This is a genomic window from Frigoribacterium sp. NBH87 (assembly GCF_014217665.1).
Taxonomy (GTDB): domain Bacteria; phylum Actinomycetota; class Actinomycetes; order Actinomycetales; family Microbacteriaceae; genus Frigoribacterium; species Frigoribacterium endophyticum.
In genome coordinates, this window is the sequence record NZ_CP043650.1 from 2,231,068 (window position 1) to 2,255,145 (window position 24,078).

23 protein-coding genes are annotated in these 24,078 nt (G+C 75.8%); 15 read left to right on the plus strand and 8 right to left on the minus strand.

Going from position 1 to position 24,078, the window contains the following annotated elements:
• The first annotated feature begins 7 nt into the window (after positions 1–7).
• Genes F1C15_RS10410 through F1C15_RS16300 form a run of 3 tightly spaced genes read left to right on the plus strand, consistent with a single transcriptional unit; the run spans position 8 to position 3,986 of the window.
• Positions 8–1,309 (plus strand): O-antigen ligase family protein, encoded by a 1,302-nt coding sequence (locus F1C15_RS10410; protein WP_185231045.1) that lies wholly within the window; start codon positions 8–10, stop codon positions 1,307–1,309.
• Positions 1,306–1,857: an orotate phosphoribosyltransferase gene (gene pyrE, locus F1C15_RS10415; protein WP_056056073.1), complete on the plus strand. Its 552-nt coding sequence runs from the start codon at positions 1,306–1,308 to the stop codon at positions 1,855–1,857. The genes F1C15_RS10410 and pyrE overlap by 4 nt, the downstream gene beginning before the upstream one ends.
• Positions 1,854–3,986: a septum formation family protein gene (locus tag F1C15_RS16300; RefSeq protein ID WP_185231046.1), complete on the plus strand. Its 2,133-nt coding sequence runs from the start codon at positions 1,854–1,856 to the stop codon at positions 3,984–3,986. Before pyrE ends, F1C15_RS16300 begins: the two co-directional genes overlap by 4 nt.
• Before the next feature lie 28 nt (positions 3,987–4,014).
• Here F1C15_RS16300 and F1C15_RS10425 read toward each other — a convergent pair whose 3' ends face one another.
• Positions 4,015–4,827, minus strand: coding sequence for an HAD-IIA family hydrolase (locus F1C15_RS10425; protein ID WP_056056078.1), 813 nt, complete (start codon positions 4,825–4,827; stop codon positions 4,015–4,017).
• Between the two features lie 110 nt (positions 4,828–4,937).
• On the opposite strand from F1C15_RS10425, the gene F1C15_RS10430 reads away from it, so the two are divergent.
• The 6 genes from F1C15_RS10430 to F1C15_RS10455 all read left to right on the plus strand — a co-directional run bounded on the left by F1C15_RS10430 (position 4,938) and on the right by F1C15_RS10455 (position 8,954).
• Positions 4,938–5,183: an acyl carrier protein gene (locus F1C15_RS10430; protein ID WP_056056082.1), complete on the plus strand. Its 246-nt coding sequence runs from the start codon at positions 4,938–4,940 to the stop codon at positions 5,181–5,183.
• Positions 5,180–6,199, plus strand: coding sequence for a 3-oxoacyl-ACP synthase III family protein (locus tag F1C15_RS10435; protein WP_185231047.1), 1,020 nt, complete (start codon positions 5,180–5,182; stop codon positions 6,197–6,199). The genes F1C15_RS10430 and F1C15_RS10435 overlap by 4 nt, the downstream gene beginning before the upstream one ends.
• Positions 6,200–6,287: 88 nt before the next feature.
• Complete coding sequence (locus F1C15_RS10440) at positions 6,288–6,521, plus strand: phosphopantetheine-binding protein (RefSeq protein WP_185231048.1); 234 nt, start codon at positions 6,288–6,290, stop codon at positions 6,519–6,521.
• A complete protein-coding gene (locus tag F1C15_RS10445; RefSeq protein ID WP_185231049.1) occupies positions 6,518–7,267 on the plus strand; it encodes an SDR family NAD(P)-dependent oxidoreductase in 750 nt (249 codons plus the stop codon). The genes F1C15_RS10440 and F1C15_RS10445 overlap by 4 nt, the downstream gene beginning before the upstream one ends.
• Entirely contained in the window at positions 7,264–7,935 is a 672-nt protein-coding gene (locus F1C15_RS10450; protein ID WP_056056089.1) for an acetyltransferase, read from the plus strand. Before F1C15_RS10445 ends, F1C15_RS10450 begins: the two co-directional genes overlap by 4 nt.
• Positions 7,932–8,954, plus strand: a complete 1,023-nt coding sequence (locus F1C15_RS10455; RefSeq protein WP_185231051.1) for a 3-oxoacyl-ACP synthase III family protein — start codon at positions 7,932–7,934, stop codon at positions 8,952–8,954. Before F1C15_RS10450 ends, F1C15_RS10455 begins: the two co-directional genes overlap by 4 nt.
• 77 nt (positions 8,955–9,031) lie before the next feature.
• Here F1C15_RS10455 and F1C15_RS10460 read toward each other — a convergent pair whose 3' ends face one another.
• Positions 9,032–10,492, minus strand: coding sequence for a polysaccharide biosynthesis tyrosine autokinase (locus tag F1C15_RS10460; protein WP_056056093.1), 1,461 nt, complete (start codon positions 10,490–10,492; stop codon positions 9,032–9,034).
• A 60-nt stretch (positions 10,493–10,552) separates the two neighbouring features.
• Between F1C15_RS10460 and F1C15_RS10465 the strand changes: the two genes are divergently transcribed.
• Positions 10,553–11,884, plus strand: coding sequence for a glycosyltransferase family 4 protein (locus tag F1C15_RS10465; protein WP_185231053.1), 1,332 nt, complete (start codon positions 10,553–10,555; stop codon positions 11,882–11,884).
• A 10-nt stretch (positions 11,885–11,894) separates the two neighbouring features.
• Here F1C15_RS10465 and F1C15_RS10470 read toward each other — a convergent pair whose 3' ends face one another.
• Positions 11,895–13,643, minus strand: coding sequence for a nucleoside-diphosphate sugar epimerase/dehydratase (locus tag F1C15_RS10470; protein ID WP_185231055.1), 1,749 nt, complete (start codon positions 13,641–13,643; stop codon positions 11,895–11,897).
• A gap of 206 nt (positions 13,644–13,849) precedes the next feature.
• Here F1C15_RS10470 and F1C15_RS10475 point away from each other — a divergent pair, with 206 nt between their 5' ends.
• Positions 13,850–14,512 (plus strand): RNA methyltransferase, encoded by a 663-nt coding sequence (locus tag F1C15_RS10475; protein WP_056056098.1) that lies wholly within the window; start codon positions 13,850–13,852, stop codon positions 14,510–14,512.
• Between the two features lie 68 nt (positions 14,513–14,580).
• Positions 14,581–14,997 (plus strand): DUF3151 domain-containing protein, encoded by a 417-nt coding sequence (locus F1C15_RS10480; protein ID WP_056056100.1) that lies wholly within the window; start codon positions 14,581–14,583, stop codon positions 14,995–14,997.
• A 10-nt stretch (positions 14,998–15,007) separates the two neighbouring features.
• Here F1C15_RS10480 and F1C15_RS10485 read toward each other — a convergent pair whose 3' ends face one another.
• Genes F1C15_RS10485 through F1C15_RS10495 form a run of 3 tightly spaced genes read right to left on the minus strand, consistent with a single transcriptional unit; the run spans position 15,008 to position 18,566 of the window.
• A complete protein-coding gene (locus F1C15_RS10485) occupies positions 15,008–17,095 on the minus strand; it encodes a YhgE/Pip family protein (protein WP_185231057.1) in 2,088 nt (695 codons plus the stop codon).
• Positions 17,092–17,874: a hypothetical protein gene (locus F1C15_RS10490; protein ID WP_185231059.1), complete on the minus strand. Its 783-nt coding sequence runs from the start codon at positions 17,872–17,874 to the stop codon at positions 17,092–17,094. The genes F1C15_RS10485 and F1C15_RS10490 overlap by 4 nt, the downstream gene beginning before the upstream one ends.
• Positions 17,871–18,566 carry a TetR/AcrR family transcriptional regulator gene (locus tag F1C15_RS10495; protein WP_235491228.1) on the minus strand — a complete coding sequence of 232 codons (696 nt, stop codon included), beginning with the start codon at positions 18,564–18,566 and terminating at the stop codon, positions 17,871–17,873. The genes F1C15_RS10490 and F1C15_RS10495 overlap by 4 nt, the downstream gene beginning before the upstream one ends.
• Positions 18,567–18,898: 332 nt before the next feature.
• Between F1C15_RS10495 and F1C15_RS10500 the strand changes: the two genes are divergently transcribed.
• Positions 18,899–19,864: a GDSL-type esterase/lipase family protein gene (locus F1C15_RS10500; RefSeq protein WP_185231061.1), complete on the plus strand. Its 966-nt coding sequence runs from the start codon at positions 18,899–18,901 to the stop codon at positions 19,862–19,864.
• Positions 19,865–20,132: 268 nt separating this feature from the next.
• Entirely contained in the window at positions 20,133–20,873 is a 741-nt protein-coding gene (locus F1C15_RS10505) for a hypothetical protein (protein ID WP_185231063.1), read from the plus strand.
• 48 nt (positions 20,874–20,921) lie between these two features.
• Here F1C15_RS10505 and F1C15_RS10510 read toward each other — a convergent pair whose 3' ends face one another.
• Together F1C15_RS10510 and xylA are read right to left on the minus strand one after the other, a co-directional pair.
• Positions 20,922–21,155 (minus strand): hypothetical protein, encoded by a 234-nt coding sequence (locus F1C15_RS10510; protein ID WP_185231065.1) that lies wholly within the window; start codon positions 21,153–21,155, stop codon positions 20,922–20,924.
• A 370-nt stretch (positions 21,156–21,525) separates the two neighbouring features.
• Positions 21,526–22,719 carry a xylose isomerase gene (xylA, locus tag F1C15_RS10515; protein ID WP_056056114.1) on the minus strand — a complete coding sequence of 398 codons (1,194 nt, stop codon included), beginning with the start codon at positions 22,717–22,719 and terminating at the stop codon, positions 21,526–21,528.
• Between the two features lie 297 nt (positions 22,720–23,016).
• Between xylA and F1C15_RS10520 the strand changes: the two genes are divergently transcribed.
• The gene (locus tag F1C15_RS10520; RefSeq protein WP_162240267.1) at positions 23,017–23,997 is read left to right on the plus strand and encodes a LacI family DNA-binding transcriptional regulator; all 981 of its coding nucleotides are present in this window, start codon (positions 23,017–23,019) and stop codon (positions 23,995–23,997) included.
• Positions 23,998–24,078: the final 81 nt, after the last annotated feature.

Here is a 24,078-nt window from a genome sequence, read left to right on the forward strand (position 1 = left end):
AGGTCCGATGTCCCGCACGAGCCAGACGTCGGCGTCGTCGACCCCGCCCGGCGCGCCGTCGCCGAGGTCGTCCCTCCGCGACCACGTCGTGGCGGCGCTCTGCTCGGCGGTGCTGGTCGTCGGCGGCGTCAAGGGCAGCCCGGCGCTCGCGGCGGTGCCGGTCGACCTCACGGTCGCCGCCGCCGCCGCGGCGGTAGTCGGGGCGGCGCTCCACCTCGCGCCCCGCCTCGAGGTCGTCCGGGTGCCCCCGGGGGCCGTCCTCCTCGTCGTCGCGCTCCTGCCCGGGGCGCTCGTCGAGGTGCCGCAGGGCTACCAGGTCGCCAAGCTGGCCGGGATGGCCCTGACCCTCGTCGTCGTGGCCGCCAGCGTGGTGCTGCTCTCGACCCGTCGGCGGCGGAGGCTCTGGCTCGCCTGGACGGCGGGGTGGGGGCTCGCGACGGTGGCCGCCCTCCAGGTGCTCCCGCGCGACGAGTCGCAGTGGGGGCGAGCGGCGCTCGAGGGGTCGAACACCATCGCGGCGGGTCGGGCGACCGCCACCGCGGCGCTGATCCTCGGGGCCGTGCTCGTCCTGCCCGGCCGGAGGCCCCGCCTGCGCCTGCTCGCCGGCGCGGCCGCGGCCGCGCTCGCCGCCGTCGCGACCGGCTCGCGGGGCCCCGTGCTCGCCGCGGCCGTCGCCCTGGTCGTCGTCGCGCTCGTCGTGCGGGAGGGGCGCCGCCGCCGGCTCGGGGGGCTGGCCGTCGCCCTGGTCGTGGCCGGCGTCGGCGTCGTCGTCAGCGACTCCCCGGGCGCCGACCGGCTGGGGCTCGTGCTGACGGGCGACGTGACCGGCGCGGAGGGCCGGCTCCCCCTCTGGCGAGCGGCGGTCCGGGCGATCCGGGAGGGGGGCCCCGGCGGCACCGGGTGGGGCGGCTTCGTCACGGTGCTCGGGGAGTCCGAGGCCGTGCCCACCTCCGGAGACCGTCAGTACGCCCACAACCTCGTGCTCGAGGCGTTCGTCGAGGGCGGCTGGCCGGCCGGCGCGGCGGTGCTCACGGTCGTCGTCGCCTCCCTCGTGCGGCTGCTGCACCACGCACGGCGCGGCGCGGAGGGAGGCGGCGTCGACGGGGTGGCCGTCGTCCTGCTCGGGGTCGCGGTGGCGGCGGTGCTCAACGCGTCGGTCTCCGGAGACCTCTCGGGCAACCGTCTCGCCTGGGTCGCCCTGGCGCTCGCCTGGTCGGGGCCCCCGGGCGGGCGGCCGGATCCGCGCCGCCGAGGGTCGACGACCGCCGGGCGCGCTCGGAGCCACCTGCTCTACGCTGGTCAACCGTGACCGACGCGCGCACGCAGCTCATCCAGTTCATCGGCTCCGAGGCCGTCTTCCACGGCGACTTCACGCTCACGAGCGGCAAGAAGGCGTCGTACTACATCGACCTCCGGAAGGTGAGCCTCGACCACCGCGTCGCGCCCCTGATCGGCCGGGTCATGGTCGACCTGATCGACGAGGTCCCCGACGTCTTCGCCGTCGGCGGCCTCACGATGGGCGCCGACCCGATCGCCGCCGCCGTGATGCACCAGGGCGTGGCCCTGGGCAAGGACTACGACGCCTTCGTCGTCCGCAAGGAGCCCAAGGACCACGGCCGTGGTCGGCAGGTCGAGGGCCCCGACCTGGCGGGCAAGCGCGTGGTCGTGCTCGAGGACACCTCGACGACCGGCGGCTCGCCCCTCACCGCGGCCCGGGCCCTCGAGGCCGTCGGGGCCGAGATCGCGGCCGTCGCCGTCGTCGTCGACCGGAGCACCGGAGCCCGTGAGGTGATCGAGGCGGCCGGCTACCCCTACTACGCGGCCATCGGCTTGGCCGACCTGGGGCTGGAGCCGTGACCGACGATCGGCCCGGGCGCGACGAGGCGCCCGAGCCCGACGACGCCAGCGACTGGCTCGCGGCCCAGTTCGACGGCGAGGGCGTGCCGACCGACGAGGAGCTCCCGCCGGAGGGCGGCACCTCGACCGACGGGGGCGACGAACCCGACCTGCCCGACGAGCCCGTCGTGAGCCCCGAGCCCGACGCGGCGACGACCGCGCTCTCGTTCTCCTCCCAGGCCGACGCCGTCCCGACCGAGGCGCCCCGCGCCCCGCTCGCCGTCCCGCCGCCGCCCGCGGCTGGCGACGACGTCCCGCGGAGCGGAGGCCATCCCCTGGCGCTCGACCTGGGCGCCCTGGCTGGCATCGTCCCGCCGGCGACGCCTTCCGGGCCCGTCTCCGGGAGCGAGCCCGGCGGAGAGCACGAGCCGCAGCCCCAGCCCGAGTCCGCGCCCGAGCCCGGCCCCGACGGAGCCGCCGAGGTCCCCGGCCCGTTCACCGCCCTGCTCGCGGCGGCCCCGGCTGCGGGCTCCGCGCCTCCCGCGTCCTTCGACTGGGAGGCCCTGCCGCCCGCCTCGGCGCCCGCCGGCGAGGCCCCCGAGGAGTCGCGGGTCGAGACCGACCTGCCGACGCGCGCCCTCGAGGTGCCCGCGACCCCGCTCCCCGGGGCGCCGGCTGCGGCGACGCCCGAGCCGGAGCCCGAGCCGGAGCCGGAGCCGGAGCCCGAGCCCGAGCCCGAGCCCGAGCCCGCCCAGGACGCCGCGGGCTCGACCGCCCCCTGGTGGGTCGAGGAGCACCACGAGATGACCCGCCGCGAGCGTCGCCTCGCCGAGGCGGCGGGTGTGGCCGTGCCTCCGGCGCAGCCCCTCTCGTCGTCGTCGCCGCCGCCGCCGCTGCTCGACCACGACGGCGCCCCCGCCCCGTCCGCCGCGACGGTCGTCCAGCCGGCCGCGTCGGCGCCGGTCGTCGAGCCCTCGTTCACCCAGATCCTCGGCATCGTGCCGCTCGCGGGCGGGGCCGCCGAGCGTGACCCGTCCGGCGACCCGGGCGCCCTCGACGACGTCCCCGGCGAGGTCGAGTCCGACGCCGGCCGTGACGACCCGGTCGTCGAGGAGGTCCCCCTCGAGGTCGAGCGTCTCGACGCCGAGACGCTCGACGCCCCCGGTGCCGACGACGCAGTCACGAGGTCGTGGTCGCTGGGCGGCGACGACGTCGGGCACGACGAGGCCGAGCACGGCGAGACCACGCCGGCCGACCTCGGGGGCTCGGCCTCGGCCACGCCTCCCCCGGCCGCCGCCTCCGGGTTCCCGGAGCCCTACCGCCCGCCCGTGGCCCCGTCCGCTCCCGCCGAGCCCGTCGAGCGTGCGCGCACCGCGCCGCCCGAGGCCGCGGGCGAGCTCCCCGGCCTCTCGTTCGGGGCAGGGGCAGGGGCAGGGGCTGGTGCTGAGAGCCCGGCCCGCGCCTCCTCGGCCTGGGTGCCGCCGACGGCGGCGGGTGCTCACGACGAGCGCCGCGGGCGCCGGGAGCCCGCGGGCCGACTCGCCGCGGTCGTCGGGTCGCCGCGCGGGCGACTCGTGCTCTTCGTCGTCGGCGCCGCGGTCGTCGTCGTGCTCGCGCTCGTGGCGCTCTTCTTCCTCGGGCGCTCGCTGTTCTCCGGCGACTCGGCCTCCGCCGACCCCGCCGCGACCAGCGAGCCCGCCTCGGCACCGACCGCGGTGACGGCGGACCCGGCACCCGTCGAGGAGCCCGCGGCCGCGACCGGACCGCTCCCGGCGGGCAGCCACCCCTGGAGCGACCTGCAGGGCGGAGAGTGCTTCTCGTCGTTCGAGGACGCGTGGCAGCAGGACTACGACGTGGTGGACTGCGCGGCCCCGCACGTCGCCCAGTTGGCGTCGCAGGGCGCGCTGCCCGGCGACGCCGGGGCGCCGTGGCCGGGCTCGGAGACCCTGCAGAACCAGATGTCGGTGCTGTGCACGTCGCCCGAGGCCCTCGACCTCACGGCCGCCGGGGCGTACCGCGACGTCCAGTTCGTCGCGAGCTGGCCGGTCACGGCCGCCGACTGGGACGCGGGCGACCGCACCTACTCGTGCTTCGTGACGCGCTCGAGCGGCGAGCCCTTCACCACGAGCCTCGCGCCGACGGCGGGCTGACGCCCCAGCCCGGGGGCGTCGACGGCGCCTAGAGCTCGGAGGGGACGACGTCGCTCTCGAGCGGCTCGGCCCGGACCAGCTCGTGCACCCCGCTGAGCACCTCGTTGGGCCGGAAGGGGTACCGGTCGATCTCGGCCTGGTCGCTGATGCCGGTCATGACGAGGATGGTGTGCAGCCCCGCCTCGATGCCGGCCATGATGTCGGTGTCCATCCGGTCGCCGATCATCGCGGTGTTCTCGCTGTGCGCCCCGATGCGGTTCATCGCCGACCGGAACATCATCGGGTTCGGCTTGCCCACCACGTAGGGCGTCTTGCCCGTGGCGGCCTGGATCATCGCGGCGATCGCGCCCGTGGCGGGCAGCACGCCCTCGGCGCTCGGCCCCGTCGCGTCCGGGTTCGTGACGATGAACCGGGCCCCGGCCCGGATCAGCCGCACGGCCTTGGTGATGGCGTCGAAGGAGTAGTTGCGGGTCTCGCCGACCACGACGTAGTCGGGGGCCGTCTCGGTCATGATGAACCCGGCCTCGTGCATCGCGGTGGTCATGCCCGCCTCGCCGATCACGAAGGCGGAGCCGCCGGGCATCTGCGACCGGCAGAAGTCGGCCGTCGCGAGGGCCGAGGTCCAGATGCGCTCCTCGGGCACGTCGAGGCCGGAGGCGCGGAGGCGCGCGGCCAGGTCGCGCGGCGTGAAGATCGAGTTGTTGGTGAGGACGAGGTACGGCGTGCCCTCGTCCTGCCACTGCTGGATGAGGTCGGCCGCCCCCGGCAGGGCGTGGTTCTCGTGCACGAGCACGCCGTCCATGTCGGTCAGCCAGCACTCCACGTCGCTTCGATCAGCCATGGCGACACCTTACTGATGCCCGGTGGGCCCGTGCCCAGCGGCTCGGGGGCATCTAGGCACAGTGCCTCCAGGGGGCTACACTATGTTTCACATGTCACCGGAGGAGAATCATGCACACGTCCGACCTGCTCGACACCCTCGCCTCGGCGGCCCTCATCGACCGGGAGCGCGTCCGGCCCGGGGTCGCGCTCGCCGACCTCGGCTGGGACTCCCTCACCGACGTGACCCTGATCGTCGAGCTCGAGGTCGGGCGCGGGCTCGTCGTCCAGCCTGCTGACCTCGCGGCCTGTCGGACGGTCGACGACGTCCTGGCGGTCGTCCGCGCCGCCGGCCCGACGGTCGACGGCGCCCCGTGACCGCACCCGTCCACGCCCAGCTGGCCGCCCTCTCGTCGTACCTCCCCGAGGCCGTGCTGACGGACGACGACCTCGCCGCCCAGCACCCCGGCTGGGACGTCGCGCGCGCTGCGGCGAGCACCGGCGTCCACGCCCGGCACGTCGCGGCCCCGGGGGAGTGGACGTCGCACCTCGCGGCGTCCGCCGTCCGGCGGCTGCTCGCCGAGCGCGACCTCGACCCCGCGAGCGTCGACGCCCTGATCGTCTGCACCCAGAGCCCCGACCTCGTCCTGCCCGCCACGGCCTGCCTCGTCCAGGAGCGCGCGGGCCTCGGCTCCCACGTGGCGGCCCTCGACGTCTCCCTCGGCTGCTCGGGCTGGGTCTACGGGCTCGCCCTCGCGCGGGGCCTCGTCGAGACGCGGCAGGCCGAGCGCGTGGTGCTCGTCACCGCCGACGCGCTGACGCGCCTCGTGAACCCGGGCGACCCGCAGCTCCGGGTGCTCTTCGGCGACGCGGCGACGGCCGCCCTCGTCACCGGGGGCGCCGAGGGCCCGCGGTTCCTCGGCGCCACCTTCGGCACGGACGGGCGGGGGGCCCGACACCTGCTCGCGGTCAACGGCGGCCTCGCGCCGGGGGAGGAGCGCGCGCCGGGGTCGTCGCCGGAGGCGCGGGGCCTGACGCCGTCGGGCCGGGACGTCTACATGGATGGCCCCGAGGTGTTCGCCTTCACCCTGCGCACGGTCCCGGGGGCCCTCGACACCTGCCTGCGGCGGGCCGGGCTGACCGTCGACGACGTCGACCTCTTCGTCTTCCACCAGGCCAACGCGGTGATGCTGGAGAGCCTCCGGCGCCGCATCGGCCTCCCCCCGGAGAAGTTCGTCGTCGACCTCGCCACGACGGGCAACACGGCCTCGTCGTCCGTGCCGCTCGCGCTGCAGGCCGCCGTCCGCGCCGGGCGGGCGGGGCCGGGCGACCGCGTCGCCCTCGTCGGCTTCGGCATCGGCTACTCGTGGGCCGCCGTCGTCGTCCAGCTCTGAGAGCTACCGGTCGGTCGACCCGCCTGCTAATGTATCAATTGCACATCAGCCATGTCCCCACGCGGGGCTCGACCCGAAGGGCCCTCCCGTGGAGACCTCCGACCTGCTCGCCCTCGTCCACGACCTCGTCGAGGCCGACGACAGCGCCACGGCGCTCTCGCTCGACGACGAGCTCGACGACCTCGGGTGGGACTCCCTCTCGAACGTCGAGTTCATCGCCCGGGTCGACGTCGCGCTCGGCGTCACGGTCGACGCGCAGCGCCTCGCCGACTGCACCACCATCCGCGACCTGCACGACCTCACCCTCCCGTCCGTCGCGTGACCGCGTCGCCCGCCCCGCTCGTCCTCGTCACCGGCGCCTCGTCGGGCATCGGGCGGGCCACCGCGCTCGACCTCGCCGCGAGGGGCCACCGGATCGCCGCCGCCGGCCGTGACGTCGACCGGCTCGCCGCCGTCCTGGCGGAGCTCCCGGGCGAGGGCCACGCCTCCTGGGTCGCCGACCTCGCCGAGCCCGACGCCTGCAGCAGCCTCGTCGACCGCGTCGTCACCGAGCAGGGGCCCCTGAGCGGGCTGGCGCACTGCGCCGGCGTCCAGGCCGTCCAGCCCGTCCGCGCGTCGTCGGCCGAGCTGGTCGACCAGATGCTGACGATCAACGTGCGGTCGGCGCTGCAGCTGACGCGGGCCTTCCGTCGGCGGTCCTGCCGGGTCCAGGGCGCCTCCGTCGTCCTGGTCTCGTCGGTGCTCGGCCTCGTCGGCCAGCCCGGTGCAGCCGCGTACTCGGCCTCGAAGGGGGCCGTCGTCACGATGACCAAGTCGTTGGCGCTCGAGCTGGTGCGGGAGTCCATCAGGGTCAACTGCGTCTGCCCGGGCACCGTGGTGACGCCGATGATCGACCAGCTGCGGCGCGCCATCGGGCCGGAGGGGCTCCAGCGGGTCGTCGACGCCCACCCTCTCGGCCTGGGCCGCGCGGAGGACGTCGCGGCCGCCGTGCGCTTCCTGCTCTCCGACGACGCGAGGTGGATCACCGGCAGCTCGCTCGTCGTCGACGGCGGGTACACCGCGCGATGACCCCGTCACCGTCCGCCTCCGGCGCCGCCCGTCTCGTCCTCGTCGGGGCCGGGGGCGCCGGCCACGAGGTCGCCGCGATGATCTCGTCCGCGGTCGGCTGGCGTGACGCACGGGGCATCAGCGACGTGGTGTTCGTCGACGACGTCGCCCGCGGGCCGGGCGTCGTCTCGACCGTCGAGGCGCACGTGCCCCGGCCCGGCGACCTCGTCCTCTGCACCATCGCCGACCCGTCCGCCCGGCGCCGGGTGACGGGGGCGCTCGCGGAGAAGGGCGCCGTCTTCACGACCTTCGTGCACGAGACCGCCATCCTCCTGGCCGGGGCGGAGCTCAGCCACGGATCGGTGCTCTTCCCCCACGTGGTCGTGTCGACCTCGACCCGCATCGGCCGTCACGCCCTGCTCAACACCGGGGCCCTCGTCGGCCACCACGTCGTCGTCGGCGACCACGTCTCCGTCCACGGGTACGCCCAGCTGCTGGGCGCCGTGACGGTCGGCGACGGCGCGGTGGTGGGCAGCTCGGCCACCGTCCTGCCCCGGGCACGCGTCGGGGCCGGTGCGACGGTCGGGGCCGGGAGCGTCGTGCTCCGACGGGTCGCGCCCGGCGACACCGTCTTCGGCAACCCGGCGGTCGTGGTGACGCCCGCCGGCCGCGCGGCAGGGCGACCGTGACCGCGCCGAGGCGGTTCGCCGCCCTCCGAGCGGTGGCGGGGCACGTCCCCGACACCGTCGTCGACAACGCCCGGCTCGACGCTGAGCTGGCCCCGGTCAGCGTGGCGAAGATCGCGGCGAAGACCGGGATCGACAGCCGCCGCGTCGTCGCGCTCGGCGAGACGACCGCCGACCTCGCCGTGGCCGCCGCGGAGGCCCTCTTCCATGAGCAGGGGCTGGAGAGGGCGAGCATCGACTTCGTGCTGCTCTGCACCCAGACGCCCGACTACGCCATGCCGTCGACCTCGTGCCTCGTGCAGGACCGCCTGGGCCTGCGCACCGACGTCGGCGCGTTCGACCTCGGCATGGGCTGCTCGGGCTACGTCTACGGCCTCGGCGCCGCGTCCGCGCTCATCGACTCGGGGCAGGCCGACTCGGTCCTGCTGCTCACCGCCGACACCCTGAGCCGCTACGTGAACCCCTCCGACGCCGCGCTCCGCACGATCTTCGGCGACGGGGCCAGCGCGACCCTCGTCGCCGCGTCGGCCGGGTCGCCGACGTTCCGGGGCTTCAGCTACGGGACGGACGGCTCCGGCGCCCGGCACCTCATCGTGCCCACCGGCGGCCTCGCCGACGGCGATCGTCTGGCTCCTGCGGCGTCGCCGGGGGCGCGGGGCCTCGAGAGCAACGGCCACGACCTCTTCATGGACGGCGCCGAGGTCTTCGGCTTCGCGCTGCGGGCGGTGCCGCGAGCGATCGCGGAGACCCTCGCCCGCGCCGATCTCACCCTCGACGACATCGACGCCGTCGTGCTGCACCAGGCGAACGCCTTCATGCTCGAGACGCTGCGACGCAAGCTCGACCTCCCGACGGAGAAGTTCGTGGTGGAGATGAGCGACGTGGGCAACACGACGTCCTCGTCGATCCCCCTGGCCCTGGCGGCGGCCCTCCGGACGGGCCAGGTCCGCCCGGGCATGCGGCTCCTCCTGGTCGGCTTCGGCGTCGGTCTCTCCTGGGGGGCCGTGGTCGTCGACCTCTGACGCCCGCTGAGCCAGGAGGAGGATCGACGCCGCGCCCGGTTCGTCAGCGCGGATCGAGCACGAGTCGGGCCGGACCGTCAGGCACGGCGCTCGTCGTCGGCCCGGCGCGGTGCCGCCCGGCGACCGCGGGCGCGACGCTCGGAGCCCGTGGAGGCGGGGCTGGTCACCAGGGGCTCAGACGCCGCCGAGACCGGCGCGTAGGGGGCGCTGTAGGCACCTCCCCGGCCGACCGGGTGCATGGTGAGGACGACGCCGACCACCCGCGTGCCGATGCGGTGCAGGTGGGCGAGGGCCTCCTCCAGGCGGGCCCTCGGGGTGTGGCCGAGCGCGGCGACGACGAGGGCTCCGTCCGCGACGTGGCTCAGGACGGCGGCGTCCGTGACCGGCAGCAGCGGGGGAGCGTCGAAGAGGACGTAGTCGTAGGTCGCCCTCAGCTCGACCAGGAGCTCGCGCATGCGCGTCGAGCCGAGCAGCTCGCTCGCGTTCGGCGGCACCTGGCCCGCGGCGACGACGTCGAGGCCGTCGCGGCCCCAGGGCTGGGCCACGTCGCGGAGCCCCGCCCGGCCGATGAGGACGTCCGTCAGGCCCGCGGCGCCCTCCAGCCCCATCATCTCCGCGAGGCGTGGCCGGCGGAGGTCGGCGTCGACCAACGCCACCCGGGCGCCGGTCTCCGCCAGCGTCACGGCGAGGTTCGCGGTGGTCGTGGTCTTGCCCTCGCCGGGCAGCGCGGAGGTCACCACGACCACGCGGGCGTCGCTGCCCGCGTCGGCGAACTGCAGGCTCGTCCGGAGCGAGCGGTACGCCTCCGCCCGCGTGCCGCGGGGGTCGTGCTGCACGGTCAGCGGGCGGAGCTGGGCGTCGGGGTCGTGGAGCGTCGCCCCGAGGACGGTCTCGCCCGCCGCCTCGACGTCGTCGCCGGAGCGCACCCGGGTGTCGAGCAGGTGCCGGGCGAGGGCGCCCAGGTAGCCGACGGCGGCGCCGAGGGCGAGGCCCAGGGGCAGGTCGCGGGAGGTGCGGGGCGAGACGGGCGCGCTGCTCGCGACCGCGGGCTCCAGCACCTCGAGGCCGACGAGGCTCGCCCCGCCGTCGGGCGAGGCCTCGAGGCTGCCCACCACGACGTCGCGGAAGCTCTCGCTGACCGCGTCGGTGATGAGGGCCGCGCGGGCGGGGTCGGTGTCGCGGACGCTGATGGTCAGGACGACGCTGTTCGCGGCCACCGTCGCGGTGACGGCCTCGGCGAGCTCGCTCGTGCTCATCGGCAGGGCGAGCCGCAGCACGACCGGCTCGAGCACGCGCGAGCTGGTGACGACGTCGGTGTAGCTGCGGACCTTCTGCTGCGCGGCGGCGCTGCCCTGCCCGACCTCGATCGCGGTGCTCGTGCTCGTGCCGCGCACCGAGACGAAGAGCTGCGTGCTCGACTCGTACACCCGCGGGGAGGCGCCCGAGACGACGGCCGTGACCGCCAGCCCCAGCAGGGTCACGAGCGCGACGAGCCACCAGGAGCGGCGCAGGACGTGGAGGTGGTCGGACAGGGACATCGGCTCTCGCTCCGATCGGGTGCGGACTCTCGACGGCGGGCCGAGCAGTCGGTATTGTACATGTGCAACATCACAGGCGGGGGAGTGCCCACGACCTGCCGTCTCCGTCGGAAGGCCGTCGTGCGCGTCGTCTACCTCCACCAGTACTTCCTCACCCCCGCGCAGGCCGGCGGGGTGCGGTCGTTCCACGTCGCGACGGCCCTCGCGCGTCGCGGGCACGACGTCCACGTCGTGACGGCCACGCCGCCCGTCGACGCGGCCCCCGCGAGCGCGCACGGCGCTGACGCCGACGAGGTCCACGACGGCGTGACGGTCCACCGCATCCCCGTCGACTACGCCGCCGCCATGGGCGACGGACGCCGCATCGTCGCGTTCGTCGCGTTCGCCCTGCGCTCCTCGCTGCTCGCCCGGTCGCTCCGCGGCGACGTGGTCGTCGCGACCAGCACCCCGCTGACGATCGCCGTGCCGGGCATCGCGGCGACCCTCCTCCGCCGGGCCCCGCTCGTCTTCGAGGTGCGTGACAGCTGGCCCGAGGTGCCCATCGCGATGGGGGCGCTGCGGCACCCCCTCCTGAGGGCGGCCGCGCGCCTCCTCGAACGCGCGGCCTACGCGTCGTCGTCGACCGTGGTCGCCCTCTCGCCCGGCATGGCCGACTCGGTCGTCCGCGCGGGTCACCCGCGCGACCGCACCGTGGTCGTGCCGAACATGAGCGACCTCGAGCGGTTCGACCCGGCCCGCGCCCGGCCGGAGGCCTTCACGGGCCGCCACCCGCGCCTCCTCGGGCGTCGCCTGGCCGTCTACTGCGGCACCTTCGGGCGGGCCAACGGGCTCGACCACCTGGTCGACGTCGCCGTGGAGCTCGACCGGCGGGGCCACGACCTGGTCGTCGTGCTGCTCGGGGCGGGGGCCGAGAAGGAGGCGGTGCGCGAGCGGGCGCGCCGGCTCGGGGTCCTCGACCGGTCGCTCGTCGTGCTCGACGCCGTGGCCAAGGCCGACCTGCCCGACGTCCTGGCGGCGTCGACCATCGCGCTCAGCTCGTTCGCCGACGTGCCGGCCCTGCGGGCGAACAGCGCGAACAAGTACTTCGACGCGCTCGCCGCGGCGCGTCCGGTCGCGATGAACATCGGGGGCTGGCAGGCGGAGGCGCTGGTCGAGACGGGCGCGGGCCTGCAGCTCGACCGCGACCCCGGCCGGGCGGCCCGTGCCCTCGCCGACTTCGTCGACGACGCCGCCGGGCTGCGGCGGGCGGGGCGGGCAGCCCGGCGGCTCGCGGAGGAGCGCTACGCGCAGCCCCTGCTCGTCGCCCGGCTCTGCGACGTCGTCGAGTGCGACGCTGCGGCCGCCGCGTCCCCTCCGGGTCGGAGCCGAGGCCGTTCGGCCCGCCGCGGCTAGGTCGCCGCGGCTAGGCCGTCGCGACGCGGCGCTCGCCCGCGGGGGGAGGGCCGTTCGTCATCGACCGGACGTCGAGGTCGTCGGCGGCGAGGGGCGGCACCACGGTGTGCGAGATGAGCGGGTGGACCGGCCGCTCGTCGACCTCGCCGACGCCGGTGAGCTCCTCGTGGAGCTTCTCGCCCGGGCGCAGGCCGGTGAACACGACCTCGACGTCACGCCCCGACAGGGCGATCATCCGCTCGGCGACGTCGAGCACCCGCACGGGTTCTCCCATGTCGAGCACGAGGACCTCGCCGGGCCCGCCGATGGCCCCGGCCTGCAGCACGAGCTGGCAGGCCTCCGGGATGGTCATGAAGAACCGCGTCGCGTCGGGGTGCGTGACCGTGAGGGGTCGACCCGCCGCGATCAGGTCGCGGAACAGCGGCACCATGCTGCCGCGGCTGCCCAGGACGTTGCCGAACCGCACCGAGAGGTAGCGACGGCCGGTGGCCTCGGCGGCGTGCGCCGTGAGCCGTTCGGCCACGCGCTTCGAGCGGCCGAGCACGCTGGTGGGGTTCGCCGCCTTGTCGGTCGAGATGGTCACGAACGTCTCGACGTCGACGGCCTGCGCGGCCTCCAGCACGTGGAGCGTGCCCATCACGTTGGTCTGCCAGGCCTCGCCGGGGTACTGCTCGAGCAGCGGCAGGTGCTTGAGGGCTGCGGCGTGGAACACCACCTCGGGGCGACGGGCCCGGAAGACGGCTCCGAGCGCCACGGGGTCGCGGATGTCCGCGAGGACGACCTCGCGGGTGTCGAGCAGGCCGTGGCCGGCGAGGGACACCTGGACCGACTGCAGGGCGGTCTCGTCACGGTCGAGGAGGATGAGCTCCGCCGGGCCGAGCGCCGCCAGCTGGCGGCAGAGCTCGCTGCCGATCGAGCCGCCCGCGCCCGTGACGAGCACGCGACGGCCCCGGACGCTCGCGGCGACGGCCGCGACGTCGGTCTCGACCGGGCGTCGCCCGACGAGGTCCTCGAGCGAGACGTCACGGAGGTCGGTGACGCCCGACCTGCCCTCGAGGATCTCGTCGATGGTGGGGACGGTCAGCACGCGGAGGCCCGCCGACTCGCCGTGGTCGGTCAGCTCGCGGACCAGGGCGGCGTCGGCCCGGGCCATCGCGAGCACGAGGGTGCCGGCGCCCGTGCGGGCCGCGGCCTCGGCCAGCACCTCGCGCCCGCCGAGCACCTTCAGCCCCGCGATCCGCATGCCGTGCGTGGCCGGGTCGTCGTCGAGCAGCGCGACCGGGCGGTGGCGGCAGCTCGGGTCGGTGAGCATCCGCCGGACGACGTGCTCGCCCACGGAGCCCGCACCGAGCACGAGGGCCGGCGTCGGAGCGCCGCGGGGGCGGAGCCGCGCCTCGAGACGGCCCCGGAGGAGCGCCCGGGCCGAGCCCATCGCGAGGGCGGCGACGCCGAGCGCGACGAGGGGCAGGGCCGGCGGCCAGTCGATCCACGGGCCGAGCCGGGAGGGCGAGACCAGGGGCAGGAGCGAGACCGCGGCCGCGGCCACCGCGGCGCAGGCGACGAGGCCGCGGGCCTCCGCGGCGCTGCCGGCGACCCACCGGGGGCGGTAGAGGCCCCAGGCCGTGCCCACGGCGAGCTGTGCGACGGCGGCTGCGCCGGCGCAGGCGGCGACGTGCGGTGCGGTGCCCGGCCCGACGAGGTCGACGAGCAGCGCCACGGTCGCGACGGCCACGAGCCAGGCCGCCGCGTCGGCCGCCACCAGCGCTCCGCGGACGGCGGCGGCGCTGCCCGGCCAGCCGTGACGCGGAGGGGGAGAGGGGTCGAGGTCGGTCTCGCTGATGGGGCACCTCTGCGGGTCGGGCCGGCGCTCGTCGATCGGCTCGAGCAGGGTAACATTCCACGTGTCACACGTGCAATGACCGATCGGTCTGCGGGCCACGGCACCGGCCGACGTACCCTGGGGTCGTGCCCGTCGACGACCCGCGTCCCTCCCCGCTCCCGGACGACCCCGACGAGCCCCGTCTCGCCCACGGCGTCGGCCCGTGGCCCGGGGGCGAGGCCGCCTGGCCCGACGACCCCCGCTACGACCGCGAGCTCCTCCGTGACGGCGACTCCCGCAACGTCGTCGACCGGTACCGCTGGTGGAGCATGGAAGCGATCGTCGCCGACCTCGACGAGCACCGGCACCCCTTCCACGTCGCCGTCGAGAACTGGCAGCACGACATGAACATCGGCTCCATCGTGCGCAGCGCGAACGCCTTCGCGGCCGACACCGTGCACATCGTCGGTCGCCGCCGCTGGAACAAGCGCGGCGCGATGGTGACCGACCGCTACCAGCACGTCGTCCACCACCCCGACGTCGAGACGTTCGTGGCCTGGGCACGCGACCACCGCCTCCCCGTGCTCGGCGTCGACAACGTCGAGGGGTCGGTGCCCGTCGAGACGTTCGACCTGCCCGAGCGCTGCGTGCTGCTCTTCGGCCAGGAGGGCCCGGGCCTCAGCGAGGAGGCGGTGGCCGCCTCGGAGGCGCTGCTCGCGATCTCGCAGTTCGGCTCGACCCGCAGCCTGAACGCGAGCGCGGCGGCGGCGGTGGTCATGCACGCCTGGGTGCGGCAGCACCGCTTCTGACCCGCGCCGCGGCGGGCCGGGGGGAGTCGCGGGCCGGGTCGTCCGGCAGCACGGGCTACCGTGGGGGCATGCCCTCCCAGAACCTCCTCGGCGTGCCCGAGACGCTGCTGCCCGCCGAGCCCGACGTGCTCGCCGACCTCGGGTCCCTCGAGCTGGCCGAGGTCGTCGTGGCCCACCCGACGTCGTCGCTGGCCTGGGCGCTGCTCAGCGACGAGGCCGCCGCGCGCGGCGCCGACCTCGAGGCCTACGCCTACGCCCGCGTCGGCTACCACCGCGGTCTCGACTCGCTGCGCCGGGCGGGCTGGCGGGGCCAGGGGCCCGTGCCGTGGTCGCACGAGCCCAACCGCGGCGTGCTGCGCTCGCTCTGGGCCCTCCGCCGCGGCGCCGCCGCCATCGGCGAGGCCGACGAGGTCGAGCGCCTGACGACCTTCCTCGACGACGCCGACCCGGCCGCCGCTCCGGCGCTGGAGGCCGAGCGCGCCTGAGGCCCGGCCGCTAGCCGATCAGCGACGGCCGCAGGTCGCGCAGCGTGCGGCGACGGGTCATCCGCCGCGCCGCGAGCAGCGAGAGCAGCAGCGCGCCGAGGCCCCACAGGGCGAGGACGCCCGCGTCGCCCCAGGCGGTGGCCGTGCTGCCGCCGTACATCAGCTGGCGCAGGCCGTCGGTCGCGTAGCTCATCGGCAGCACGAAGTGCAGGGCGGCGAGCGGCGCCGGCAGCGTCTGCCAGGGGAAGGTGCCGCCCGCGGTCACGAGCTGCACGACCATGAGCACGAGGCCGAGGAACTGCCCCACGCTGCCGAGCAGCACGTTGAGCGTCATGATGATCGCCGCGAACGTGACCGAGGCGAGGGCCATCAGGCCGATGGTCGCCCAGGGGTGCACGACGTCGAAGCCGAGCGCGAACCGCACGATCGTGAAGAGCGCGAGCATCTGGACGACGCCGAGCAGCGCGGGGGCCGCCCAGCCCGCCACGACCACGCGCCCGGGGGCGCGCACGGCCGTGACGGCGCGCTTCGAGAAGGGCTTGACGATCAGGAACAGCGCGTAGATGCCGATCCAGGCCGCGAGGCTGATGAAGAACGGCGCGAGCCCCGCGCCGTAGGTGCCGGCGCTGGTGACGGCCTGGTCGGAGACGGACACCGGGTCGCTGATGGCCTCGGACTGCGCGTCGCGGGTCTGCTCGGTGCTCGCGGGGATCTCGCCGAGGCCGGTCTGCAGCCCGTCGCGGAGCTGCGTGGCGCCCGTGTCGAGGGTGCCGAGGCCCTCGCGGAGGCTCACCGTGCCGTCGCTGAGGGTGTGCAGCCCGCTGGAGAGCCCGGCGGCGCCGGTGTCGAGCGTGCCGAGCCCCGTGGCGAGCGTGTCCGCGCCCGTCGCGGCGGACGCGGCGCCCGTGTCGAGCTGGCGCGCCCCGGCGGCGGCGTCCGAGATGCCCGTGGCGAGGGCGGGGGCCTGCGCGTCCAGCGCCGCGGCGCCGTCCGAGACCTGTCGCGCGCCGGTGGCGAGCTGCCCGACCTGGGCGTCCAGCCCCTGCACCTGGGCGTTCGCGTCGCTCAGCGACTGCGAGAGCGGGGCGAAGTAGCTCGCCACCTCGGCCGCTGACGCCGCCGCCTCCTCGGGGGTCTGGCCCTGCCCGACGAAGTACTCGACGAGCTGCTGCCCGATCGCCTGCTGCGTGGCCGGGGCGGCGTCGATCGCGGCCTGGCTCGCCGTGGCGGCCTGGGCGACGCCGGCGGCCAGGGCCTCGTTCCCGTCGGCGACCTGGTCGGCGCCGGTCGCGAGCTGGTGTGCGCTGCCTGGCAGCGTCGACGTCGCGGTCTCGAGCTGGTCGAGCCCGCTCGACAGGGTCGAGGCGCCGGCGCTCAGCTGGTCCGTGCCGTCGGAGAGCGCCCGGGCGCCCGCCGCGGCCGACGAGGCCCCGGCCGAGAGCTGGTCGGCTCCGGCGGACGCGTCCGAGGCGCCGGTCACCAGCTGGTCGGTGCCCTGCTCCGCGGAGACGACGCCGCCGACGAGCTGGTCGGCGCCGTCCGCCGCGTCACCGAGCGACGTCCTGATGTCGGCGAGCCCGACGAGCAGCTGGGCCGCCGCCTCCTTGCCGACCTTCTCCGTCACCGAGGCCCGGATCGTCTTGCCGGCCTGACCGGCGATCGTCGTCGCCAGGTAGCTGTTGGTGTCGTTCGTCGCGAGGGTGATCTGCGCGCGGGTCGGGTCGTCGGTCGTGGCGCTGGTGAGGTCGGCGCTGAAGTCGCGCGGGATGGTGAACGTGAAGTCGTACGTGCCGTCTCGGAGGCCGGCCGCGGCCTCCGCGGCGCTGACCGTGTGCCAGTCGAAGTCGCCGCCGTCGACGACCTCGTCGGTCACCTCGTCGCCGTAGTTCGTCGCCGTGCCGTCGACGGTCGTGCCGGCGTCGTCGTTGACGAGCGCCGCGGGCACCTGGTCGAGCTTCGCGTACGGGTCCTGGTTCGCCCAGAGGTAGAGGCCGCCGTATAGCAGCGGCACGGTCATCAGGGCGACGAGGGCGAGGCGGGCGAGCCCGGTCGACGTGAGCCGCTGCAGCTCGGAGCGGACGAGGGCGATGATCTTCACGAGCGGGGGCTTCCTGGGGTCGGGGCAGCGGTGTCGTCGTCGGGGCGGGCGGCGGGGTCGTCGTCGGGACGGGCGTCGAAGTGGGTGTCGGAGTCGGCGTCGGGCGCGGTCTCGGTGTCCTCGTCCTCGCCGGGCGCGGCCTCGGCGTCGTCGTCCTCGTCCTCGTCCTCGCCGAGGTCCGGGGCGGGCAGGGCGCGGACGGTCGCCAGGGCGGCGACGCCGGTCACGGTCAGCACGACGACCCCGCGGCGGGCCAGGTCGTGCACGACGCCGAGCCAGGCGGCGACGTCGCCGCCGTGCCGCTCGGGGCTGGTGAGCACGAGGCCCTCCACGCCCGGGCGCAGCATCGCCAGCTCGCAGAGCAGCCGGACGCGCAGCTCGGTCGGCAGCGACGCGAGTCGGGTGCGGCGGTGCTCCGTCAGCCCGAGGACGTCGAGGAACTCGGCGACGGAGGCGCGGTCGGCCCGGTGGCCGGCCAGCGCCAGCTCCTCCCGGGTCACCTGCGCCACGGTCAGCGTGCTGAAGGGCTCGGCCACCGTGGGGGTGTCGACGAGGGCGAAGGAGGCGCGGACCGCGTCGGCGTCCTCGCTCCCGTCGAGCGTCACCCGGCCGCGGTCGGGGGCCATCCGCCCGCCGGCGACGAGGGAGGCGAGCGTGGGGGCGCCCTCCGTCTCGACGGCGACGAAGCCGGGGGCGCGGCGGTCGGCCACCACCGAGACGGCGGGGAGCGGAGCGCCGGGGCCGTCGCCGAGGGCGACCTGGTCGAGTTCGAGTCTCATGCGGAGGGCTCCGGGGTCGGGGTGGGGCGGGGGTCGGCGGTCGACGGGTCGGCGGGCGGCGGTGCGAGGGCCAGTCCGGGCGTCGCCCTCACCAGCTCGTCGGCCTCGCGCCAGCCGAGCCCGACCATGGCGAGCACGGCGAGCATCACGAGGCGGTGGCCCTCGGCGCGGTCGAGGTCGCGGCCGGTCGCTTCGTCGAGCACCGTGAGCGCAGCGCCCTCGACGAGCCGGGCCAGCGTGTCGACCGCGATGTCGTCGCGCATGCGCCCGTCGGCGACGCCGCGACGCACGGTCTCGCGGAGGAAGGCCCGCAGCGGCGCCAGCGCGCCGCCCACCTCGGCGGCCAGGGGCCCGCGCACCGTCAGCTGGGCCAGCACGCGCACGTGCTCGACCTCCGACCACAGCCGCGCGCCGAGGGCGGCGAGCTGGACGACCGGGTCGTCGACGTGGTCGGGCAGCGCGGCCACGCCGATGCGGGCGGCGCCGCGCAGGGTGACCTCGCGCACGAGGTCGTCGCGGGTCGCGAAGTGCCCGTAGACGCTGCGACGCGACAGGCCCGCCTCGGCGGCGATCGCCTCGAGGGGGGCGGCGGCGTCGACGTTGAGGAGCCGGACCGCGGCGGCCATCAGGGCCTCGCGGTTGGCGGCGGCGTCGCGGCGGGGGGCTCGCGGGGTCTGCTCGGTCGTGGTCACGAGGTCCATCGTACGATCTTGCACACTGCTGTGCAAGATCAGATCGTGGACGCGGCGACAGGGCAGGGACATGCCCCCAGTTGGCGGGGTGGGTGGATGGCTGCCGAGGCGCGTCCCGCGGGGCGCGCCCGCGCCTCCTCGGGTCTTCGTGGGGCTCTGACCTGGACTTTCCCTCGAGGCGTGTCCTCCTTTCGGCCGACCCAGGTCCATGCGTCCGCATTGTCCAGGAAGCGCACCGGCCGCCCGCGGCGCCCCTCCGGCGGCGACACTCGAGACGGGCCCCAGGACGGGTCCGCCGGGGAGACTCGGTCACCGCACGGACGCAGGACACGATGGACCACCGCACCGCCCCCGACGACGCCCCGACCCCGCTCGTCGCCCCCCGCCGCCACCGAGGCGTGCCGGCGCCCCTCGCCGCGCTGCTCGTCGGCGCGGCTCGACCGCTCTTCCGCGTGCACCTGGAGCTCTACCGCCGCGAGATGGCGTCGTCGATCTTCCCGCGCGACGAGCGCGCCCCCCTCATCGCCGGGCCCCGGCCCGAGCGGCTCGCCTTCATCGGCAGCGTCGCGGTCTCCGGCCTCGGCGTGCTGAGCCACGGCATGACGACGTCGAGCCAGACCGCGGCGCGGGTCGCCGACCGGCGCGGCCGCGGCCTCAGCTGGAGCGAGCTCACCTCGCCCGTGCTCACGATGCACACGGCCGCGACGATGCCCTCCCTCACGACGGAGGGCGCCGACGTCGTCGTCGTGCTGCTCGGCATCGCCGACGTGCTCGCGGCGACCAGCGCGACCTCGTGGGAGGCCGACCTGCGCCTGCTCGTCGACCGCGTGCGCCAGGAGGCCGGCCCCGAGGTCGGGGTCGTGGTGGCCGAGCTGCCGCCCATGGCCGAGTTCCGTCCGATCCCGCCCGTCGCCCGCCGCCTCATCACCGCGCAGATCGCGCGCCTCGACGCCGCGAGCCGTCGGGTCGCCGCCGACGACGACGCGGTCACCGTCGTGCCCTTCCCCTCGTGGAGCCTCGACGGCCTCTACGTCCAGGAGCTCTTCTCCTGGGCCTCCATGCACCGCAAGTGGGCCGAGGCCCTCGCCCCCGGGGTGGTGGCCGCCCTCGAGGCGGTCGACGACCGTCGGGCCGCCCCGACGCGGCGGCACCGCGCGGCGTCGGCGCTCGCCGGGGCCGTCGCGACGGAGCTCGCCGGCCTGGCGAGCGAGGTCGGCGCCGGCGATCCGGCTCCCGTCCGGCGCCGCGCACGGCGACGCGCTGCCCGCGCCGCCGCCGGGTCGCTCTCGGCGTCCTGACCGCCCGCGTCGCGGCCGCTCCCCCCCTGGCCCGCACGACCTGCTCCCGTGACCGGAGCGTCCGCGCGCCCCGACGGCCGGTCGGCGGTGCCGGTGGGTACGGTCGATCGATGACCCTCGCCGACGCCGCCCAACAGCTCTACGCCCTGGTGCCCGGCGAGTTCGTGGCGGCCCGGGACGCGCTCGCCGCCGAGGTGCGCCGCTCCGGCGACCGCGACCTGGCGGGCAGGATCCGCCGGCTGCCGCGTGCCGCCCCGCGGCCTGGGCGGTGGACCTGCTCGCCCGCGACGACGCCGGGCAGGGCCTCGCCGGCGCGGCGGCCCTGGGTGACCGGTTCCGCGCGGCGCAGGCGGAGGGCGACCGGGCAGCGCTCGCGACGCTGGCCGACGAGCGGAAGACCACGCTCGCGCAGCTCCTCGCCCGTGGCCGTGAGCTCGCCGAGCAGGCGGGTGCGCCCCTGGCCGGCCCGGCCGTGGTGGCCCTCGAGCAGACCCTGCGAGCCGTCGTGGCCGACGCCGACGCGGCGGAGGCCGCCCGGTCGGGTGTGCTCGTCCGCCCCCTCGCGGCGGACGGCCTGGAGCCCGCCGACCTCGACGGGGCCGTGGCCGGCGAGGCCGTCGACCGGCCCCGACCGCGCCGCGCGGGCGCCGGGGCCCCCGGCGGGCCCGAGTCCACGAGCGGCCCCGACCGACGGAGCCGGCAGCGGGACGCACGGCGCGTCGCGCGGGAGGAGCTGCGGCGCGCCGAGCAGGCCGCCGACCGGGCCGAGGCGGACCGGGACGAGGTGGAGTCGCGGGTCGCGGAGCTGGACGACGCTCGCGACCGCGTCGCCGACGACCTGCGTCGGCTGCGCGACGAGTTCGCGGCCGCCGAGGCTCGTCGGGCCGAGCTCGACGACCGCGAGCGGTTCCTGCGCCGGGAGCGTCGTCGGGCCGTCGAGGACGCGACCGCAGCCCGGCGTGAGGCGGAGCGGGCCCGTGAGGCGCTCGAGGGGCTCGACGCCGACTGATCGACGCGGCCACGGGTCCAGACTCCCGCCGACTGGCCGGGGGAGAGGTCAGTGGGCGTGCAGCCACGCTCCGAGGCGGGCCCGCCAGCCCCGGGGAGGCGCGGTGACGGCCTCGCCCGCGTCCCGCTCGGCCCGCGGCGGGAACGAGATCGCCTGGCACCGAGTGCAGACCTGGATCTGCCGGTGCACCGAGAGCCCCGTGCCGAAGTAGGGGTTGTCGGCGAGGCGGGCCGGTGCCCGGCAGATGCGACAGCGGAGCTCCGCAGCAGCGCCCTCGACCATGCGACCTCCTCGTTCGAGGGACACCATCGGACGCCCTGGTCGCTCGGTCAGCAGCGGAGGGGGATCGTACGCATCCCGGACAGGCCGTGCGCTGCCGTGCGGGACGGCGGGCGTGGCGACGCCCGGCCCCGAGGGTCGGGGCCGGGCGTCGTGGGTGTGGCTGGCGCTGGCGCGCCTGCTCCTAGCTCCGTCTGACGCGCTGGAGCGCGTCAGCGCGCGCCACGCAGTCGCTTCGCGCCTGCTCTCAGTGGCGTCTGACGCGCTGGGGCGCGTCAGCGCGCGCCACGCAGTCGCTTCGCGCCTGCTCTCAGTGGCGTCTGACGCGCTGGCGCGCGTCAGCGCACGCGACGCAGCCGCTTCGCGCCTGCTCCTAGTCGCGTGCGCCCATCAGGTGCTCGAGGGCGAGCTGCTGCAGACGGACGAAGCCGTAGCCGTGACCGCCGAAGTGGGCGGAGGCGTCGTACTCCTCGTAGGAGGCACGGTCGGCCAGGAGCTGCTCGTAGCCCTCGCCCTCGCCCAGGGTCGGCACCGAGAGCTCGGCGACCTGGCTGGCGGCCAGCGCCTCCTGCACCTCGGGGTCGGCGCGGAAGGCCTGCGCGCGCTCCTTGAGCAGCAGGTACATGCGCATGTTGGCGGCCGCGGACTCCCAGACGCCGTCGATCGACTCGGTGCGGGAGGGCTTGTAGTCGAAGTGGCGGGGGCCGTCGTAGGAGGGGCCGCCCTGGGGGGAGCCGTGCTCCAGCAGGTCGACGAGCGAGAACGCGTTCTGCAGGTCGCCGTGGCCGAAGACGAGGTCCTGGTCGTACTTGATGCCGCGCTGGCCGTTGAGGTCGATGTGGAAGAGCTTGCCCTGGTAGAGCGCCTGGGCGATGCCGGCGGTGAAGTTCAGGCCCGCCATCTGCTCGTGGCCGACCTCGGGGTTCACGCCCGCCATCTCGGGGTGCTCGAGCGTCTCGATGAACGCGATCGCGTGGCCGAGCGTCGGCAGCAGGATGTCGCCGCGGGGCTCGTTCGGCTTGGGCTCGATCGCGAAGCGCAGGTCGTAGCCCTTGTCGAGCACGTACTGCGAGAGCATGTCGACGCCCTCCTTGTAGCGCGAGAGCGCCGCCTGGACGTCCTTGGCGGCGTCGTACTCGGCGCCCTCGCGGCCGCCCCACATGACGAAGGTCTTCGCGCCCAGCTCGGCGGCGAGGTCGATGTTGCGGAGCACCTTGCGGAGCGCGAAACGGCGCACGCCGCGGTCGTTCGAGGTGAACCCGCCGTCCTTGAAGACGGGGGCGCTGAAAAGGTTGGTGGTGACCATCGGCACCACGATGCCGGTCGCGTCGAGGGCGCCCTTGAGGCGGTCGATCTGCGTCTGGCGCTCCGCGTCGGTCGAGCCGAAGGCGAAGAGGTCGTCGTCGTGGAAGGTGAGGCCGTAGGCGCCGAGGCGGTCGAGGTTCTCGACGGCCTCGACGACGTCGAGGTCGGGGCGCGTGGGGCCGCCGAACGGGTCCGCGCCCGTGTAGCCGACCGTCCAGAGGCCGAACGAGAACTTGTCTTCGCGAGTGGGGGTGACGGACATCGATGTCCCTTTCCGAGAGTGCGTCTGCGACGAGGCCTGGTCGCCGCGACGGGGCCGCGACGAATGTTGTGTGCCTCAACATATCCGGTCCGCGGCCTGAAAGGAAGCCCGGTCGGCATTTGTCGTCCGCGGCAACGAAACACTTGCGCTGGCCGTCGCGGCTGTCGTAGTGTCTCGAACCGCGAGCAGTCGAAGCGCTTCCGCACCGAGCGGGAGAGCGTCGGTCTCGCGTCTCTCCACCCACCAGACAGCGAGGTCCCGATGGCGACGATCCACGACGTGGCAGAGGCCGCCGGCGTGTCCATCTCCACGGTCTCGTACGCCCTCTCCGGCAAGCGCTCGATCGCGTCGACGACGCGGCAGCGCGTGACGGAGGCGGTCGACCGGCTCGGCTACCGCCCCCACGCCGGCGCGCGGATGCTGGCCGGCGCCCGGACGAACATCCTGGCGCTGAGCGCCCCGGTGCGGCCCGACAACCACCAGCCCACCCAGATGCGCTTCGTCACCGCCGTCGTCGAGGCTGCTCGCCGCCGCGACTACGACGTGCTGCTGCTGGCCACCGACGACGAGGTGTCGGGCATCCGGCGCGTCGCGTCGAGCTCGCTGGTCGACGGCGTCGTCGCGATCGGCGTCGCCACGGTCGACGAGCGCGTCGACCTCGTCCGCGAGCTCGCCCTGCCGGCCGGCTTCATCGGCATCCCGCAGGGGGCCGACGACCTCGCCTGCATCGACCTCGACTTCGAGACCGCCGCCGCGATGAGCGTCGACCGCCTCGCCGACGCCGGCCACCGCGTCGTCGGCGTGGTCGGCCACCCCGCCTCGTACCAGGAGCGCGACACGGGCTTCATCCGGCGCTTCGACGACGCGTTCGCGGCGCGGGCCCAGGTGCGCGGCCTCGAGACCGTCACCATCCCGACCGACCTCAGCCGCGCCTCCGGCGGGCGGGCCTTCGACGAGCTGCGGGCCCGCCTCCCCGGCATGACCGCGCTCGTGCTGCACTGCAGCGAGCCGACGGCCGAGGCCGTGCTGCAGCGCATCCGGCAGCTGGGCCTCGAGATCCCCCGCGACCTCTCCGTGCTCGCCGCCGCCGCGAGCTACGCGGCCGACGAGCTCGAGCCGGCGCTCGACATGATCCCGCTGCCGATCGACGAGATGTGCCGCCGCGCGGTCGAGGCCGCCTTCGAGCGCATCGACGGCCGGCTCGACCGCGGGGTCGAGCTGATCGCCCCCGTCTACCTCGCGCAGGGCTCGGTCACCGTGCCGACCCGCGCCTCCTAGCCTTCCCTGTCCCTCACCCACCAGCACCACCGCACCACCCGCACCACGCACCACCTGCACCACGCACCACCACCGCACGAC

Excerpts from the sequence above, each read along its gene's own strand:
- F1C15_RS10410 (WP_185231045.1), top strand. The coding sequence starts at position 8 with ATGTCCCGCACGAGCCAGACGTCGGCGTCGTCGACCCCGCCCGGCGCG.
- F1C15_RS10425 (WP_056056078.1), bottom strand. The coding sequence starts at position 4,827 with ATGGCTGATCGAAGCGACGTGGAGTGCTGGCTGACCGACATGGACGGC.
- F1C15_RS10430 (WP_056056082.1), top strand. The coding sequence starts at position 4,938 with ATGCACACGTCCGACCTGCTCGACACCCTCGCCTCGGCGGCCCTCATC.
- F1C15_RS10450 (WP_056056089.1), top strand. The coding sequence starts at position 7,264 with ATGACCCCGTCACCGTCCGCCTCCGGCGCCGCCCGTCTCGTCCTCGTC.
- F1C15_RS10460 (WP_056056093.1), bottom strand. The coding sequence starts at position 10,492 with ATGTCCCTGTCCGACCACCTCCACGTCCTGCGCCGCTCCTGGTGGCTC.
- F1C15_RS10465 (WP_185231053.1), top strand. The coding sequence starts at position 10,553 with ATGTGCAACATCACAGGCGGGGGAGTGCCCACGACCTGCCGTCTCCGT.
- F1C15_RS10480 (WP_056056100.1), top strand. The coding sequence starts at position 14,581 with ATGCCCTCCCAGAACCTCCTCGGCGTGCCCGAGACGCTGCTGCCCGCC.
- F1C15_RS10490 (WP_185231059.1), bottom strand. The coding sequence starts at position 17,874 with ATGAGACTCGAACTCGACCAGGTCGCCCTCGGCGACGGCCCCGGCGCT.
- F1C15_RS10500 (WP_185231061.1), top strand. The coding sequence starts at position 18,899 with ATGGACCACCGCACCGCCCCCGACGACGCCCCGACCCCGCTCGTCGCC.
- F1C15_RS10510 (WP_185231065.1), bottom strand. The coding sequence starts at position 21,155 with ATGGTCGAGGGCGCTGCTGCGGAGCTCCGCTGTCGCATCTGCCGGGCA.
- xylA (WP_056056114.1), bottom strand. The coding sequence starts at position 22,719 with ATGTCCGTCACCCCCACTCGCGAAGACAAGTTCTCGTTCGGCCTCTGG.